Below are 16,711 nucleotides of genomic sequence, written 5' to 3'. Positions count from 1 at the left end.
CTCAGGCGAGGCAGGGCGTACGCAAGACCCTATTGTGAGCGATGTGTGTGGCTGCAGGTTCAATCGCGCCCGAGCAGCGCCACATATTCGCGCAGTGCTTCGGCGGCGATGTCGCGCGTGATGAACACGACGGTCGAGCCGCGGCCCGCGTCAGGCCAGTCAGCCAGCGGCGTCGGCGGATGCAGTGTGTGCTGCACGCCGTGTACCGCCACCGGCCGGGTGTGCCCCTCGACATCGAACAGCGCCTTCATGCGCAGCAGGCCCGGACCGGCGATGTCCGGCCAGCCGGCGAGCCAGGCGTCCAGTCGACCGGCGGCAATCGGCCGTTCGAAGGCAAAGCTGTCCGCGCGAATGGCGTGCGGTGCGTCCGTCAGCACGGGCTGGAAGCGCGCCGGCCGGGGCGGTGGCGCGTCGAGCAGCGTCATCAGTTCTGCGCCGTCGGACGTCGCCTGAAGGTCGGTCTGCGGCGCGAAAGGATTGATGCGTTCGAGCCTGGTACGCAGCGCACCGAGCGCATCGGCTTCCGTCAGATCGGACTTGCTGATCAGCAGGCGGTCGGCGGCGGCGATCTGGCGCACGGCTTCATCCTGTGTCGCCAGCGTGCCCGCGCCGTGCAGCGCGTCCACGACGGTCAGCGTGCAGCGCAGTCGGTAGCGCGCGGCAATGCGGGCGTCCTGCGTCAGCGTGCGCAGGATGGGCGCCGGGTCGGCGAGACCGGTCGTTTCGATGACGATGCGTTCGAACTGCCTGCGTCCGGCGCGCGCGAAGCGCCAGTGCGCGTCGCGCAGCGTCTGCGCCAGGTCGCCGCGCAGGCTGCAGCAGACGCAGCCGCCCGGCAGCTCGACCACGGGTTGCTCCGCCGAATGGGTCACCAGCAGATGGTCAAGCGAGGCATCGCCATACTCGTTGATGACGACCAGCGTATCGGACATGCCGGGTGAGGCGAGCAGGCGGTTCAGCAGCGTGGTCTTTCCGCTGCCCAGAAACCCGCTCAACAGGATGATCGGAAGGTGGCTGTCGTTCATGCGGGCACACCTTCGAGCAGTGCGGTGCGAGTACGCGGGCTCGCCAGCTGCTGCAGCCACCAGTCGAGCGCGCGACCGTGCGGGCCACTGCGCCAGGCGATCGAAAAGCGGGCGATTTTCGTCTCGCCGGTGTCCTTCGCCACCATTCGCCCGGCTGCGATGTGCGCGCGAACCCGGCTTTCCGGCAGGAAACCGCAGCCCAGACCGCGCAGCTGTGCGTCGATTTTCATGTCGAGCGTCGGCACCGTGAACACGTCCTGACCCGGCTGCAGATTGCGCGATACAGGCGACAGCTTGAGTGCACTGTCGGCGATTGCGACAGCGCGATGCATGCGGATGACGGCCGGTGTCAGCACCGCATCGATGCGCGCCAGCGGATGCTGCGGGGCGACGACGAACACGAAGGGAACGTCGCCCAGCGGTTCGATCTGCACGCCGCTGACCCTGCTGTCGTCGGCATCGACGCCGATCGCCAGGTCGGCCGTGCCGGTCAGCAGGGCCTCCCAGGTGCCGGACAGCACCTCCTGGCGCAAGCGGATACGCGTGGGTGGCGGCAGGCGGGCGGTGTCGCGCTGGCTGTAGAAGGCGTCCACCAGGTCGAGCAAGGTGTGCGGGCACAGTAGCGCGTTGGCGGCGATCGCGAGCTGACCTTCCCAGCCACTGGCGACCCGCTTCACCCGGCTCGCGACGGCATCCATCTCGATCAACAGGCGACGCCCCTCCGACAGCAGTTCGCGACCGGCCGGCGTCAGCACGGCGCTGCGGCTGGCGCGATCGAACAGCAGCACGTCGAGCGCGTCTTCCAGCTGACGCACGCTGTAGCTGAGCGCCGACGGCACCTTGCCGAGCACGCGCGCCGCGGCGGCAAAGCTGCCGGCTTCGTCGATGGTGGCGATCAGGCGGATCGCTTCCGGGGTCAGCGGGTGGTCGTGGTCGCTCATCGGGTGTCCAGATGTTAAGTGGGCAGGTGGCAGGCCGTGCGATCGCGCCTGGCTTGAGATCAAAAATTTTGAACGATGATATCAGTGCTATGCGGACACGCCAGGGCTCCGCATCAGCAGAATTCCATCATCGACATACGAATCAAGGAGATGGGCCATGATCAGTCTGCGCAAATCTTCAGAACGCGGTTTCGACGACCACGGCTGGGGGCACTCGCATTTCAGCTTTTCGTTCGCGGATTACCACGATCCGGATCACATGGGTTTCGGCGTGCTGCGCGCCCTGATGGAAGACACGATCGCGCCTGGCGGCGGCTTCGGCACCCACCCGCATCGCGACATGGAAATCGTCACCGTCGTGCTGGCGGGCGAACTGACCCATCGCGATTCGATGGGCCATACCGGCGTGCTGCGCGCCGGCGATGTGCAGCGGATGAGCGCCGGCCACGGCGTGCTGCACAGCGAATGGAATCACGGCCGCGACGACACCGTACGCATGCTGCAGATCTGGCTGCTGCCGGAAGCGCGTGGCATCGCGCCGGATTATGCACAGGCCCACTTTCCGGCGGCAGCCCAACGCGGGCGGTTGCAGACGCTGGTCCATCCGCCGGCACGCGATGGCGCGCTGGGCATCCATTCCGATGTGGCCCTGCTCGCCATGCGGCTCGACGCCGGCGATGCGCCGGTCAGCCACCCGCTGGTCCGCGGCCGCAAGGCCTATGTGCATCTGGTGGATGGCGCGCTGACCGTCAATGGGCAGCGGCTGCAGGGCGGCGACGCATTGAAGCTGGACGATGAAACGGAAGTGAAGTTTGAAAACGGGCAGGGCGCACATGTGCTGCTGTTCGACCTTGGCAACCCCGCATCTTGACGAAGGAGTCCGACATGACACAGGTAGCGATCGTTTATCACAGTGGCTATGGCCACACCCGCCGCATGGCCAAGGCTGTCGCCGACGGCGCCGCACTGGCGGCCGAAGTCCATGCCATCGAAGTCGACGCAGACGGCAATGTGCCTGACGCGGCATGGGACACGCTGGCCACCGCCGATGCCATCGTGTTCGGCAGCCCGACCTACATGGGCACCGTGTCGTGGCAGTTCAAGAAATTCGCCGACGCGAGTTCCAGGCCCTGGTTCGGCCAGAAATGGAAGGACAAGCTGGCGGCCGGCTTCACCAATTCTGCGTCGATGAATGGCGACAAGCATTCGACGCTGCACTATCTGATGACGCTGGCGATGCAGCACAGCATGCTGTGGGTGGGCACCGGCCTGATGCCGAGCAACAGCAAGGCGGCCACGCGCAACGACATCAACTACGTGGCGTCCTTCGCCGGCGCGATGGCCTCGACGCCGTCGGACGCGTCGGTCGACGAAATGCTTGATGGGGACCTGCAGACCGCGAGGCTGTTCGGTCAGCGGGTGGCAGAGCAGGCGGCGCGGCTGGCTGCTCGCTGAAAGGCGAGGCGGCGGGTGTCACGCGTCACCCGCCGTGCTGCTCAGTACAGTTCCGGGAATCGCTCCAGCCAGCCCCAGGCGATGAACAGCACGATCGATACCACACCGGTCCAGGTACCGGTCACGAAACAGCAGGCGGCCGGAATGACCAGACCGGCTGCGTCGTCGAAGAAGTGGCCGAAGGTGAAGAAGAACGCCGTGAATACCAGCCACTTCAGGATGAAGCCCGGCAGGTAGCGTCGCATCGACCGGTTGTGACGGTAGCTCTGCACGCGCTCCAGCCAGCTGCCACGCGTGCAGTCACGGAAGTACAGGAAAGGCCAGACGAAACGCCACCAGACGCGCCAGAACGGCTCGGCCGGAGCGGTCAGCGGTTCACCCGACTCGACGCCGGGTTCGGGTGCTTCGCGAGACATTTCGCGTCCTCCTTCTTCATCTCATCCGTCCGCTTTAACGGCTCGATGACACGCAGGTTGAGGTGAGCGCACCCGGGACCGGACGCAGGCCTATTTGACCGAGGCCTTCTGGCGAAGTTCGTTCACGTGCGCCGCGATGGTCTGCTGCTCGAGCCGCTGGGCGATCTGTGCCTTGGCTTCTTCGAACGGCGGCACCTTCAGGTCGCGCACATCTTCGAGCTTGATCACGTGGTAGCCGAAGTCGGTGCGGATCGGCTGCGGCGTGAACTTGCCCTTTTCGAGCTTGGTCAGCGCCTCGGAGAACGGCTTCACGTATTGCGCCGGGGCGCTCCAGCCGAGGTCGCCACCGCGGTCCTTCGAACCCGGGTCTTCCGAGTCCTTGGCCAGATCTTCGAACTTTTCACCGACCTGCAGCTTGGCGATGATTTCCTTCGCCTTGTCCTCGGTCTTCACGAGGATGTGGCGCGCCTTGTATTCCTTGTCGCCGAGACCGGCTTTAACCTTGTCATACTCGGCCTTGACCGTCGCTTCGCTGACCGGGTTGGCGCGCACGTATTCCTGCAGGTAAGCCTGGATCAGCACGGCCTGGCGGGCCAGATCCGCCTGGTGCATCAGGGCCGCGTTCTTGTCCAGCCCCTTGGTCGCGGCCGCCTGCGTCAGCACTTCGCGGCGGATCAGCTCTTCGCGCACGGCGTTGCGCAGCTGCTCGCCGTCCTGCTGGCCCTGGGCGATCTGATTGCGCACCATGATGTCGGCGCGGCCCTGCGGGATGGTCTTGCCATTGACCGTGGCGAGCACGCCCTCGGCCGAAGCGGCAGCCGGCTTTTCCTTCGCCTTCTGCTGCGCCATCGCCGGTGCGGCGAAGGCAGTCATGACGGCAAGGGACAGAATCGAGAACGTGTGTTTCATCGGGTTACCTTTCTGGGTGAATGCCAGGTACTGCAAATGAATGGATTGTCGATCAAACCGGATCCGCATCGCCGGGGGCGCGCGCCGTGATCGACAGGGCGTGAATGTCGTGCTGCATCAGGTCGCCCAGTGCAGCGTAGATGAGGCGGTGGCGTTCCATCAGCCGTCGCCCCGTGAAGCGGGCGGATTCGATGGACAGCCGGTAGTGCCGTCCGCCGGATCGCGCACCCGCATGTCCGGCGTGCAGATGCGATTCGTCGACCAGATCGAGCGCCACCGGTTCAAGCGCGGCAAGCCGCTCGCGGATGGCGGATTCGACAGTCATGGCCTGATTCAAGACGGAAAGACCTTGCGGAAGGGTTTGATCGTGACGCGCTCGAACACGCCCTGCACAGTGTAGGGGTCTTCGTCGGCCCAGTCGCGCGCATCGTCGAGCGAATCGAATTCGGCGATGATCAGGCTGCCGCTGAAACCGGCGTCGCCCGGATCGACCGCGTCGATCGCCGGCATCGGACCGGCCAGCAGAAGGCGTCCTTCATCCTGCAGCAACTGCAGGCGATGCAGGTGGTCAGGACGCGCGGCGAGCCGCTTCGGCAGGCTGCCGGGCGTGTCTTCACCCATCAGAACATAAAACATCGTCACCTCTGTGGAATCGGCAATGAGGGGGCAGGATCGGGCAGTCTGGATCGGAGATGTCGAATCGGACCGGATCAGGAGTTCTTCTCGTCAACATGACGCGACAGCATCGCCCCCTGCGCAAGCACGAACAGGAACATGAGACCCATGCCACCGTACAGCTTGAAATCCACCCAGGTTTCTTCGCTGAAACTGAAGGCAACATAAAGATTCAGCACGCCCATGACTGCGAAAAAGCCTATCCATGAAAGATTGAGCCGCGTCCACACGGCTTCGGGCAGTTCGATCTGGGCCTGCATCAGACTGCGGATCAGGTTGCGTTTCAGAAACAGCGCAGCACCGGCAAGCGTGCATGCGAACAACCAGTACAACACGGTCGGTTTCCATTTGATGAAGGTCGCGTCGTGAAACAGCAGCGTTGCACCGCCGAACACGACGATGATGCCCAGGCTGACCCACAGCATGATTTCGACCTTGCGCCCGCGCGCCATCAGCCACAGTACCTGCCCTATCGTCGCAATGATCGCGACGGCGGTGGCGATCAGTATCGGACCCTGGGTGACGGCAATGCCATCGCCGAGCGCCTGCGTCACCAGTGAATGGGACGCTTCGGGCGAAGCGTTGGCGAATTTGTAGGCTGCAAAGAACAGCAGTACCGGCAGCAGATCGAACAGAAATTTCATGGTCGCGGATTATGCCCCTCGGGCACCTGGGTGTCCAACCGGATCGGTGTGTGGATGCCAAATCGGGCATGGAACTGGCTTGGCAGCGAAAAAGTGGCTACAGGGCGCGCAAATTCATGAAGAAAGTCTGCAAAGCCGCTTGTGGAGCGCGCTGCGCCTCACTATCATCGCTGCAGGTTTTCCCGCGCGCATTTGCGCATAACGAAGAAGGAGACTTAGATGAACAAAGCAGAACTGATCGAAGCACTCGCCAAGAAAGCTGACGTTTCCAAAGCCGCAGCAGGTCGTCTGCTCGACGGTTTTCTCGAATCCGTCACGACCGAACTGAAGAAGGGTGGAAAAGTGACCCTGGTCGGTTTCGGTACCTTTGCCACCGGCAAGCGTGCTGCCCGTACCGGCCGCAATCCGCGCACCGGCGCCACGATCAAGATTCCTGCTGCCAAGACTGCGAAATTCACCGCAGGCGCTGCGTTGAAGAAGTCGATCAACAAGAAGTAACCGGTTTCCTTTCCCGGGGCCGCGGCGGATCCGCAGCCCCGGATGAACTGTCCGGCATGACCCGGGAAGTGCATGCTTGCCCGGCCGGAATAACGGAGGTGTCCGCACTGCGGCACCTCCGTTTTCATTGGGCGCTACACGTTTCGAGGACCGTCGCAGACGGGCCGCTGCGTGCGCTCCGCAGTCCGGCAGCACTTGCTGCACATTCTTCTCCATTCGTTTTGTCCAGGTCTGCGACAGGCAAGCAGCGCACGGGTTCGATGGCGCACGCTACCATCGCGGGGTCAATCCTGTCTGCGTCACGCCCATGATCATCGTCCTGTCTCCCGCCAAATCGCTCGACTACGAATCCCCTTTGCCTGCGGCCAGCGCGACACGTCCCGATTTTCTGGATCGCTCGGCCGTGCTGGTGGATATCCTGAAGTGCAAAAGTCCGGCTGATATCGCATCGCTGATGAGCATTTCCGATCCGCTGGCCGCGCTGAATGCCGCGCGCTACGCCGAGTGGACGCCCGACTACGACGCTCCGCTCGCGCGTCCGGCCGCGCTGGCGTTCAACGGCGACGTCTACGACGGACTCGACGCCCGCTCGCTCGACCGTGCCGGACTCGACTGGCTGCAGCAGCATGTACGCATCCTGTCCGGGCTGTACGGGGTGCTGCGTCCGCTTGACCTGATGCTGCCCTACCGGCTGGAAATGAGCACCAGGCTGGCCAATCCATCCGGCAGGGATCTCTACGCGTTCTGGGGCGATCTGCCGGCGCAGGCATTGAACGCCGTACTGGAGAACGATTCGCGGCCGGTACTGGTCAACCTCGCCAGCGACGAATACTTCAAGGCCGTGAAGCGCAAGACGCTGAAGGCAGAAGTCATCCAGCCGGTGTTCCAGGACTGGAAGGGCGGCACCTACAAGGTGATCAGCTTTTTCGCCAAACGCGCGCGTGGCCTGATGGCACGCTACGCCGCCGACCATCGCATCGATGACGTCGAGGCGTTGCGGGACTTTGCCGTCGACGGCTACGTATTCGATGGCAAGGCGTCGTCGGACACGCAGTGGATCTACCGAAGACGCCTCGCCTGAGGCCAGAAAAAAAACGCAGTACCCATCACGAGGAGATCTGACCATGACCCGCCAACAACATCTGCTGACGGCACTTGCCGCGACGTTTTGCCTGCTCGGCGCGAGCGCCGGTTCGGCCGCGCAGGACAACCAGTCCGACCGTTTTTTCCGCGAATGCCGGGCGGCGTGGGCCGACAACAACATCGGTCTGGCCGATGAGCTCTGCTACAAGGCGCTGATGCACCCGGACGTGAACGCGATCACCCCGGATGCCAAGTCGCAGCGCTTGTACAACTATGCTCAACTGAAGCGCATGCTCGGCAACTGGGAAGGTGCGGAGGAGCTGTTGCGCGAATCGCTGACCATCGAGGAAAAGCGCGCCGGCAGCGCCCCGGATCTGCCGCTGGCCCGTCGCCTCGCCGAACTGTCGATTGCCTGCGCCGCGCAGAACAAGTGGTCCGAAGGCATCGACATGATCGAGCGTCTGTACCCGGTTGCCGGCCAGTTCCAGGGCGGCGAGCGCGCGGCGATCAGCGAACTGTTCCGCAACTACGTGCCGCAGGTGGCAACCGCCGGCAAGATGGACCTGGCGCGCCAGCTGAACGAGTTCTCCGACTCGGTGCCGGCGCGCGAACCCGGCTTCATCAATCGCTGAGGAGGACTGAACGTGAGCTCGAGCGCAGCAAAACCTGAAAGCGGCCTGCCGGGCGATCCGGAACGGCGTGACTTCCTGCGTACTGCAACGGTGGCCGGTTTTGCGCTCGCCGCGCAGCCGGTGATGGCGCAGCAGATCATCACGACGCCCGCGACAGGTCTGGACACCGGCATGGCCGAGGTCGGTACGCCCGACGCGCAGACACTGCCGGTCTATTTCGCCCGCCCGGCTGCCACGCCGAAGCCGCCGGTGGTGCTGGTGGTGCAAGAGGTGTTCGGCGTGCACGAACATCTCCGCGATGTCTGCCGGCGCTTTGCCCGGGCCGGTTACTTCGCGATCGCGCCCGAGCTGTACTTCCGCCAGGGCGATCCGTCGAAGATCAGCAGCGTGCCGGAAATTTTCGAGCGCATCGTGTCGCGCGTCGGCGATGCGCAGGTGATGGGCGATCTCGACAGTTGCGTCGCCTGGGCGGCGCAGTCCGGCGGTGATTCTGCCCGCCTGGCGGCGACCGGCTTCTGCTGGGGCGGCCGCATCACCTGGCTGTATGCCGCGCATCAGCCCGCGCTGCGCGCCGGTGTGGCGTGGTACGGCAAGCTTGACGGACTGCCGGGTGAGCTCACGCCGAACCACCCGATCGATCTGGCCGACGCGCTCAAGGCGCCGGTGCTCGGTCTGTACGGCGGCAAGGATCAGGGCATTCCGACCAGCGACGTCGACGCCATGCGCGATGCGCTGACGAAGTCACCCGCCGATGCGGCGCGCCGCTCGAACATCGTGTTGTATCCGGAGGCCCCGCACGGCTTTCACGCCGACTTCCGGCCAAGCTATCGCGAAATTGACGCCAGGGACGGCTGGCAGCGCTGCCTGGCCTGGATGGCCGCCAACGGCGCCTGACGCCGCGCGACCGGGGTCCGGTCGTCGAGCCTCAGTGGGCCGAGTGCGGTGTTGCGTGCGCCAGCCCGAGTGAAACGGTGGCCTTGGCATGCGTCAGGTCGCGCGCCGAACCGCTGCCGAACAGGCAGGCCGCGACCTGGTTGAGCAGCGGTTGCGGGATGGCGCGGTGGCCTTCCAGCATTTCACGTATGCAGGCACTGGTGGCCTCGATGTCTTCTGCCGGTGGCAGCGGATTGACCAGTTGAGGGGTGCCGATTTCCGCTTCGAACAGCGTGCGGGCGGTCTGGTGCTCGAACATCTGTATGCGCGGACGACGCATCGGGTCGGCAAATGAATCGTCATCGGGGGCGCGCATCAGCAGCGCACGCTCCGGTGTGCGCAGGAACATGTCGTGCAGTCGGGACAACAGCTGGGGGTCGGCCACGCAGATGACGCGCAGGCTGCGCAGCGGCGCCGGATCGAGCAGTTTGGCCACGACGTGTGCCGTGTTCCGGTTCCCCATGCGATCCCGCAAGCGGATCAGGCTGTCGAGCGAGGGGCTGAGCATTTCGGTCGGTACCACTGCACAGCGCCCTGAATTCAGCGTGGTCTGCGCGTCGGCCAGACTGCTGCAGGGCGCATGACCAAGTCGTTCGAACACATCGATGCTGCCCGCCCGCACACCGTGCCCCACGAGCCCATGCACCATCACGGGCACTTCGAGACGCGCCAGCATCAGTGCGAGCAGCGGCATCAGATTGGGCGCCCGGCCGGCGCGCGAATAGCTCGGAATGACCACCATGCGAGGCCGATGCTGCGGAAGTTCGATGACCGGCACGCGTTCGTTGAGCGCGCGCGCGAAGCCGGCCAGTTCGTCGGAGGATTCGTTCTTCCAGCGCAGGCTGGCCAGCACGGCACCGAGCTCGAGCGCCGGAATGCGGCCGTCGAGCATGTCGGCGAACAGGTCGTAGGCCTCTTCTTCCGCCAGATCCCGGCCGTCTTCGCCGCCGCGGCCGAGCGCCGACAGCATGTCTGTCAGGGTCTGTTGACTCAACATCGCAGCGATCGCTCCAGGCTCATGTTCGTCTCCTCGAAATATTGTTATGCCGCCTGCCGCCGTGCTTCCAGCATGCGTTTCAACTCGGGTACGCAGGACCCGCAGGAGGTGCCGCAGCGCAGTGACTGCTGCAGCGATAACAGGTCCGCCCCGGCGTCGATGGCCCGGGCGATGTCGGGCTCGGCCACGTCGAGGCAGTTGCACACGATGCGTCCGCGCGTGGCGGTGGCCACCGGCGGCGTGCCCAGCGGCGCAAACAGCCAGCGCCGCAGGTCGGTCGTCGGCTGGCGACCGGTCATCACGTCGCGCAGCCAGCCGGCTGCAGCGGTCTCGCCGGTCAGCCGGATGCCGGTCAGCAGTCCGTCCTCGATCAGCGCGCGTTTCGTGATGTCGCGTCGTGCGTCGCGATAGACCAGGCAGGCCGGGTCATCGAGCGCGCAGATGCGGTCTATGTCGGCAAGCCAGTCGTCCGGAATCGGTGCGTCGTGCGCGATGCGCAGCACCAGCACCGGCCGCTCCCGGCCGGCCAGCGACAGTGCGGCGTAGGCAAAGCGGGCCAGCACCGGGGCCAGCGCTTCCGAGCGCCGCAGCGCAGCGCTGACGGCGGCTTCGTCGCTGGCTTCGGTGCGCAGCAGCAGCGCCTGATGCGGCAGATCGGCGCGCGCGATCTGCACGGCCGCGTGCTTGAGTTCGGGCTGTTTGGAATAAGGGTCGGTCCGGCCTGCGGTCAGTGCATTGGCGCCGCTGTTCGAAAGTGTGTTGCGTCCCCAATGCATCGCGACGAAGGCGCTGCCCGGTCGCTGGGCGGCGCTGGCGTGGGCGCGCAGCACGATGTCGCCGCGCCGGCTGCGGATGCGGACCAGGTCGCCGTCGGCCAGACCGCGGCGCGCCAGATCGTCGGCGTGCACCTCGACGCGCGGCTCGTCGACATGGCTGTACAGCTGCGCCACCTGGCCGGTGCGGCTCATGCAGTGCCATTGGTCGCGTAGCCGGCCGGTATTCAGGTGCAGCGGAAAGCGGGCGTCGATCTTTTCCGCAGTGGTGCTGGTGACCGGTACGACAAAGCGTGCGCGGCCGTCCGCGGTCGCGAACGTGCGCTCAGTGTAGAGGCGTGCCCGGCCGGCATCGGCGCCGGCGGGGAAGGGCCACTGCTGCGGACCGAGGCGGTCGAGCAGGGCGTAGCTCAGGCCGGTGATGTCGAGGTCGCGTCCGCGGGTGGTTTCGGCGTGTTCGTTGAACAGTTGTTCCACGCTGTCATAGGGGAACAGGCTCATCGCGTCGCGGCCGAGCCGGGGTGCGAGCACGTGCGCGAAATCACAGGCGATGCGCCAGTCGGCGCGCGCTTCGCCGGGTGGCGGCAGTGCGGCCTTCACATGCGTGATGCGGCGCTCCGAGTTGGTGACCGTGCCTTCCTTTTCGCCCCAGGTGCTCGCCGGCAGCAGCAGATCGGCGAAGGCGGCGGTTTCGGTGCTGCGGCAGGCGTCCTGCACGACGACGAATTCAGCCGTCTGCAGCGCCTCGGTGATCAGCGCCTGATCGGGCATCGAGTGTGCCGGATTGGTACAGGCGATCCAGATCGCCTTCACCTGGCCGCTGCGCACGCCCTCGAACAGATCGACCGCGGTCAGGCCGGGTTGCGCCGGTACGTCGTCGATGCCCCAGAGGCGCGCGACTTCGGCCCGGTGTGCCGGGTTGGCGAGGTCACGGTGGCCGGACAGCAGGTTGGCCATGCCGCCGACTTCTCGCCCGCCCATCGCATTGGGCTGACCGGTCAGCGAGAACGGACCGGCCCCCGGGCGGCCGATCTGGCCGGTGGCCAGATGCAGCGCTATGAGCGCGGTGCCGTTGTGCGTGCCGTGATGCGACTGGTTCAGGCCCTGACACCACATCGACATCGCCGCCTTCGCCGAACCGAACCACTGCGCGGCGGTGACGATGTCTTCGGCGCGCAGGCCGCATATTTCCGCGGCAACCGCCGGCGTCACGTCGCGCACGTGCCTGCGCAGTGCGTCGAAGCCTTCGGTGTGTGCGCGAATGAAGGCGTCGTCGGCGTGTCCTTCCCACAGCAGCACGTGCAGCATGGCGTTGAACAGCCAGACATCGGTGCCGGGCAGCAGCGGCAGATGCAGGTCGGCGTCGGACGCGGTGTCGGTGCGGCGCGGGTCGATGACGATCAGTTTCAGCGCCGGATTGGCGCGCCGCGCGTCCTCGATGCGGCGATAGACGATGGGGTGGGCGTAGGCCGGGTTGCCGCCGGCGATCAGCAGGCAGTCGGTGTGGTCGATGTCTTCATAGGAGCAGGGCGGCGCGTCGGCGCCGAGCGTCATCTTGTAGGCCGACACGGCCGAACTCATGCACAGGCGAGAATTGGTGTCGACATTGTTGGTGCCGATCAGTCCCTTTGCCAGCTTGTTGAAGGCGTAGTAATCCTCGGTCAGCAGCTGGCCGGAAATGTAGAAGGCGACAGCGTCCGGGCCGTGCTTATCGATGATGGCCGCAAACCGGTCGGCGGCATGGTCGAGCGCAGCATCCCAGCCCACGCGCGTGCGCGGCGCATCGCGGCCAAGGCGCAGTTCCGGATGCAGGGCGCGCGTTTCCGGACGCGCGCTGAGGTGCAGCGTGGCGCCCTTGGTGCACAGCCGGCCGAAATTCGCCGGATGCCCGGGGTCGCCGCGCACACCGCTGATACGGCTGCCGTCGTGTTCGATGATCACGCCGCACCCGACACCGCAGTAGCAGCAGGTCGAGCGGGTTTCGTGTCGCTTATCGGTCATTGTTGTCTCCGCCAGACGTTTAGCAAGGCGTATGCCACGTTATTGAAGGCTTGTTTGCGCGCCTGTGCGGGCGCTTTTGCGGCGATGGCGTGCACGCGCGCTCCTTCGCGGGGCGCAATGAACGGTGCATGCATGCCACTGGTGCGCCCGGTACGCGGCATTCATGCGAGCAGCGCCCACAGCAGCAGCAGATTCAAGAGTGTTGAGCCGGTGAGCAGAAGGCGCAACAGGCGCGTCGAGGCGCGTTCGATCAGTGGCGCGCGCCGTGGCAGCGCAAGCGGACGGTGTGCGCCGCGCTCCAGCGCGAGCAGGAATTCCTCGGCAGTTTCAAAGCGCGCATCGGGTGTGCGCGCAACGGCCTTGAGCAGCGCCGCTTCCAGCCATTCCGGCGTGTCCGGGCGAAACCGCGTGGGCGGCAGCGGATCGCCGAAGCGCGGTCGCTGGAAGGGTTCGACCTCGCCGTACGGATAACGCCGGGTCAGCAACTCGTACAGCGTGACACCGAGCGCGAACAGATCGCTCGACTCGCTGGCTACCGAGCCCGCGAACAGTTCCGGCGCCATGTAGCTCGGCGTACCCGGGTTGTTGATCTCACCGAACGCTTCGCCGTCGGACGCCGCGACACCGAGGTCGAGTACGCGCAATGCGCCCTGGGCGTCCAGATGCAGGTTGTCCGGCTTGATGTCGCGATGCACGATGCCGAGCCGGTGCAATGTGCCGAGCGCGCGCAGCACGGTGCAACCCAGCCGGACAATCTGCTCGACTCCGAAGTGGTGGCCCGCATCAAGCCGGGCACGCAGTGTTGCCCCCTCATGCCAGCTCATAAGGTAGTACAGGCTGCTTCGCCCGGCATGGTTCGACACCTGCGGAAACAGTGGCGACACCACCCGGCGCGCCAGCCACTCCTCGTGCACCAGCGCGGCGATGGCATCCGGATCGGCCGCGTCCGCACGCAGGGTCTTGAGCACCCTGACTTCACCGCTGGCGATGTCACGCACGCGATACAGCAGGGTGACACGCGATTCGTGCAGCACCGTCTCGACCTTCAGTCCGTCGACGACATCGCCCGGGTGCAGCCGCGGCGGCAGGTCCAGTTGCGCAGCCTGGGCAAGGCGGTCGCGCAGTGCCGCCCGGGCCAGCGCGTCGATGCGCACCACCAGCGCGGTGCAGTTGTCGTTGGTGCCACGCGCTTCGGCCTGCAGTACCAGCGCCGAGGCCAGCGACTCCGGTTCGCCATCGCGCGCCAGCACGCTGGCGATACCTTCATCGTGCAGCGTGTTCCACACACCGTCGCTCAGCAGCACGAAGCAGTCGCCCACCTCGAGTTCGCCCTCGGCGTGGTCGACCGCGAGGCGGGCGTCGAGTCCCACCGCGCGATGCAGGACGTTCGACAGTTCGGGGTGCGCCCAGGTGTGGTCTTCGGTCAGGCGCGTCAGCGCCGCGGCGCGGTACAGGTAGATGCGCGAATCGCCGACATGGGCCAGATGCCAGCGCGTGCCGCGCAGCACCAGCGCCGACAGCGTGGTCGCCATGCCGGCGGTTTCGCGTGTGCGCGCGGCGTGCGCGATCAGCCAGCGATTGAGTGCGCCCAGCACTTGGTCGATCGACTGCGCGATGCTCCAGGTGTCGGGGGTGGCGTAGTAATCGTTGAGCAGGCCGCGCACGGTGAGCTCGGCCGCTTCGCGTCCATTGGCATGCCCGCCGACGCCGTCGGCCACGGCGAGCAGCACGCCCCTGGCGTCCAGCGTTTCGCCCGCGGGCGTCACAGCGCCCGCGAAATCCTCGTTGCGCGGCCGCGGCCCGGCGATCGAGCACTGGCCGATGGACACCTTCAATGTCATGACCGGGAGCCCTGCGTCAGATGCGCGCAGAGGTGAGGTGGGCCGCCCCCCACGTAGTGCGCCAGCGCGTCTTCACCCGCGTCAACCCGATCAGCGCCAGCACGGCCAGCAGCCCGAAAATGATGAAGCCGGTCTGGTAGCTGCCGGTGGCTTCGCGGGAATAGCCGAGCGAAGACGCGAGATAGAAGCCGCCGATGCCGCCGGCCATGCCGACCAGGCCGGTCATGACGCCGATCTCGCGCCGGAAGCGCTGCGGCACCAGCTGGAACACCGCGCCATTGCCCATGCCCAGCGCCAGCATGGCGCCGACGAACACGACCACCGCCATCCAGGCCTGCGGCAGTCCGAAGCTCACGCCGAACAGGAAGGCTGCTGCAACGACATACATGACGGTCAGCGTACGGATGCCGCCGATGCGGTCGGCGAGGTTGCCGCCGATCGGCCGCACCAGCGAGCCGGCGAACACGCAGGCGGCGGTGAAGTAACCGGCCATCTGCGCATCCAGCCCGTACTGGGTGTTGAAGTAGATGGTGAGCGACGAGGCCAGCCCGACGAAGCCGCCGAAGGTGACGCTGTAGAAGAACATGAACCACCAGGCGTCGCGGTCCTTCAGCACCTTCAGGTATTCAGCCAGCGTCTTGGGTGGCGGGCATTCCGGCGCGTCCTTCGCCACCAGCAGGTAGAAGATGAATACGGCCACCAGCGGAATCAGCGCCAGACCGAACACATTCACCCAGCCGAAAGCCGCCGCCAGCCCCGGTGCAAACAGCGCAGCCAGTGCGGTGCCGGAGTTGCCGGCGCCGGCAATGCCCAGTGCCGTGCCCTGGTGTTCCGGCGGATACCAGCGCGACGCCAGCGGCAGCGCCACTGCGAAGGCTGCGCCAGCGAAGCCGAGGAAGCAGCCGAGCAGCAGCGCCTGTTCATAACTGTGGATGCCGAACTGCCAGGCGACGAACATCGCTGCGATGACGATGACCTGGCCGATGGCGCCGGCCTTCTTCGGTTGCAGGTGGTCGACCAATACGCCCATCAGCATGCGCAGCAGCGCACCGGCCAGCACCGGCACCGCCACCATGAAGCCCTTCTGCGCGTGCGTCAGATTAAGGTCCTGGGCGATCTGCACGCCGAGCGGGCCGAGCAGCACCCACACCATGAAGGCGAGATCGAAATAGAGAAAGGCGGCAAACAGCGTGGGCGTGTGACCGGCCTTGAGAAATGCTTTCCTGTCCATCGGTGGATGACCTCCCCGTTATCGATCCGGCCTGTGCGCGTCGTTGCGGACAGCCGTTCTTCGGGATTGCTGTGAATGAAATGGGTGAGCCGCTGAGCTTCGCTCCGCCGAGCATCGGTAATCATGTGTAGGTTGGGGTGAGCGCAGCGATGCCCAACATGCCGATGCCACTCAGTGCGATGCGCATCAAGCTCTTGTTGGGCATCGCTGCGCTCACCCCAACCTACGGGGCGTACGCGGTGGATCAGGCTTTCAGCAGCACCTGTCCCTGTTCGACCTTCACTTCGAAGCTGCGCGTGCAGCCGACGTCCGGTGCGACGGCGTCGCCCGAATCGAGCTGGATCTTCCAGCTGTGCAGCGGGCAGGTGACGGTGTTGCCATGCACGATGCCCTGCGACAGCGGTCCGCCTTTGTGCGGACACTTGTCGTGCACCGCGAACACCTCGCTGTCATTGCGGAAGATGGCGATGTCGCCGGTGTCGCTGCGCACGATGCGCGAGCCCAGGTGGGGAATGTCTTCGAGCGCGCAGACCGGCGCCCAGGTGGAGGTTTCGGTGCTCATGAGGGTTCCTGTATGGGTATCCGGAGGGGCTAGTGGTTGGGGGCTGGGGGCTAGGGAACAGGCGCGGCTTTGCCGCGCGAGGTGGGCTTGTCGCT

General features: G+C 65.8%; 18 protein-coding genes. 6 read left to right on the top strand and 12 right to left on the bottom strand.

Annotation, left to right across the window (positions count from 1 at the left end; genetic code table 11):
- Window positions 1-59: 59 nt before the first annotated feature.
- Both NMQ14_RS04500 and NMQ14_RS04495 read right to left on the bottom strand, forming a co-directional pair.
- On the bottom strand, window positions 60-1,025 hold the full coding sequence (locus NMQ14_RS04500) for a GTP-binding protein (RefSeq protein WP_257093853.1): 966 nt from the start codon (window positions 1,023-1,025) through the stop codon (window positions 60-62).
- Window positions 1,022-1,966, bottom strand: coding sequence for a LysR family transcriptional regulator (locus tag NMQ14_RS04495; protein WP_257093851.1), 945 nt, complete (start codon window positions 1,964-1,966; stop codon window positions 1,022-1,024). The genes NMQ14_RS04500 and NMQ14_RS04495 overlap by 4 nt, the downstream gene beginning before the upstream one ends.
- A gap of 157 nt (window positions 1,967-2,123) precedes the next feature.
- Here NMQ14_RS04495 and NMQ14_RS04490 point away from each other — a divergent pair, with 157 nt between their 5' ends.
- Window positions 2,124-2,837 (top strand): pirin family protein, encoded by a 714-nt coding sequence (locus NMQ14_RS04490; RefSeq protein ID WP_257093849.1) that lies wholly within the window; start codon window positions 2,124-2,126, stop codon window positions 2,835-2,837.
- Window positions 2,838-2,851: 14 nt separating this feature from the next.
- Window positions 2,852-3,421, top strand: a complete 570-nt coding sequence (locus tag NMQ14_RS04485) for a flavodoxin family protein (protein WP_257093846.1) — start codon at window positions 2,852-2,854, stop codon at window positions 3,419-3,421.
- Between the two features lie 41 nt (window positions 3,422-3,462).
- Here the strand turns inward: NMQ14_RS04485 and NMQ14_RS04480 are convergent, their stop codons facing one another.
- The 5 genes from NMQ14_RS04480 to NMQ14_RS04460 form a co-directional block, all read right to left on the bottom strand.
- Window positions 3,463-3,837 carry a hypothetical protein gene (locus tag NMQ14_RS04480; protein WP_257093844.1) on the bottom strand — a complete coding sequence of 125 codons (375 nt, stop codon included), beginning with the start codon at window positions 3,835-3,837 and terminating at the stop codon, window positions 3,463-3,465.
- Window positions 3,838-3,927: 90 nt separating this feature from the next.
- Complete coding sequence (locus tag NMQ14_RS04475) at window positions 3,928-4,746, bottom strand: peptidylprolyl isomerase (RefSeq protein WP_257093843.1); 819 nt, start codon at window positions 4,744-4,746, stop codon at window positions 3,928-3,930.
- Window positions 4,747-4,798: 52 nt separating this feature from the next.
- Entirely contained in the window at window positions 4,799-5,071 is a 273-nt protein-coding gene (locus NMQ14_RS04470) for a BolA family transcriptional regulator (RefSeq protein WP_257093842.1), read from the bottom strand.
- Window positions 5,072-5,079: 8 nt separating this feature from the next.
- Window positions 5,080-5,382: a YciI family protein gene (locus NMQ14_RS04465; protein WP_257093841.1), complete on the bottom strand. Its 303-nt coding sequence runs from the start codon at window positions 5,380-5,382 to the stop codon at window positions 5,080-5,082.
- 74 nt (window positions 5,383-5,456) lie between these two features.
- Window positions 5,457-6,065: a septation protein A gene (locus NMQ14_RS04460; RefSeq protein WP_257093840.1), complete on the bottom strand. Its 609-nt coding sequence runs from the start codon at window positions 6,063-6,065 to the stop codon at window positions 5,457-5,459.
- 219 nt (window positions 6,066-6,284) lie between these two features.
- Between NMQ14_RS04460 and NMQ14_RS04455 the strand changes: the two genes are divergently transcribed.
- From NMQ14_RS04455 to NMQ14_RS04440, 4 genes are all read left to right on the top strand, one after another.
- A complete protein-coding gene (locus NMQ14_RS04455) occupies window positions 6,285-6,563 on the top strand; it encodes an HU family DNA-binding protein (RefSeq protein WP_069040239.1) in 279 nt (92 codons plus the stop codon).
- 307 nt (window positions 6,564-6,870) lie between these two features.
- Window positions 6,871-7,644: a peroxide stress protein YaaA gene (gene yaaA, locus NMQ14_RS04450; protein ID WP_257093839.1), complete on the top strand. Its 774-nt coding sequence runs from the start codon at window positions 6,871-6,873 to the stop codon at window positions 7,642-7,644.
- Window positions 7,645-7,687: 43 nt separating this feature from the next.
- Window positions 7,688-8,278: a hypothetical protein gene (locus tag NMQ14_RS04445; protein ID WP_069040241.1), complete on the top strand. Its 591-nt coding sequence runs from the start codon at window positions 7,688-7,690 to the stop codon at window positions 8,276-8,278.
- Between the two features lie 12 nt (window positions 8,279-8,290).
- Window positions 8,291-9,172 (top strand): dienelactone hydrolase family protein, encoded by an 882-nt coding sequence (locus NMQ14_RS04440; protein WP_257093837.1) that lies wholly within the window; start codon window positions 8,291-8,293, stop codon window positions 9,170-9,172.
- 31 nt (window positions 9,173-9,203) lie between these two features.
- Here NMQ14_RS04440 and ybiB read toward each other — a convergent pair whose 3' ends face one another.
- The 5 genes from ybiB to nirD form a co-directional block, all read right to left on the bottom strand.
- Complete coding sequence (gene ybiB, locus NMQ14_RS04435) at window positions 9,204-10,208, bottom strand: DNA-binding protein YbiB (RefSeq protein WP_257093835.1); 1,005 nt, start codon at window positions 10,206-10,208, stop codon at window positions 9,204-9,206.
- 44 nt (window positions 10,209-10,252) lie between these two features.
- On the bottom strand, window positions 10,253-12,982 hold the full coding sequence (locus NMQ14_RS04430) for a nitrate reductase (RefSeq protein ID WP_257093833.1): 2,730 nt from the start codon (window positions 12,980-12,982) through the stop codon (window positions 10,253-10,255).
- A 161-nt stretch (window positions 12,983-13,143) separates the two neighbouring features.
- Window positions 13,144-14,823 (bottom strand): bifunctional protein-serine/threonine kinase/phosphatase, encoded by a 1,680-nt coding sequence (locus NMQ14_RS04425; protein ID WP_257093831.1) that lies wholly within the window; start codon window positions 14,821-14,823, stop codon window positions 13,144-13,146.
- A gap of 16 nt (window positions 14,824-14,839) precedes the next feature.
- A complete protein-coding gene (locus NMQ14_RS04420) occupies window positions 14,840-16,054 on the bottom strand; it encodes a NarK/NasA family nitrate transporter (RefSeq protein ID WP_257093829.1) in 1,215 nt (404 codons plus the stop codon).
- A gap of 244 nt (window positions 16,055-16,298) precedes the next feature.
- Window positions 16,299-16,616, bottom strand: a complete 318-nt coding sequence (gene nirD / locus NMQ14_RS04415; protein ID WP_257093828.1) for a nitrite reductase small subunit NirD — start codon at window positions 16,614-16,616, stop codon at window positions 16,299-16,301.
- Between the last annotated feature and the right edge of the window lie 95 nt (window positions 16,617-16,711).

Origin of the sequence: Methyloversatilis sp. XJ19-13, from assembly GCF_024580155.1 — a bacterium.
Lineage (GTDB): Bacteria > Pseudomonadota > Gammaproteobacteria > Burkholderiales > Rhodocyclaceae > Methyloversatilis.
The sequence above is the reverse complement of the archived record's forward strand: the minus strand, read 5'-3'. Positions and strand labels throughout refer to the sequence as shown.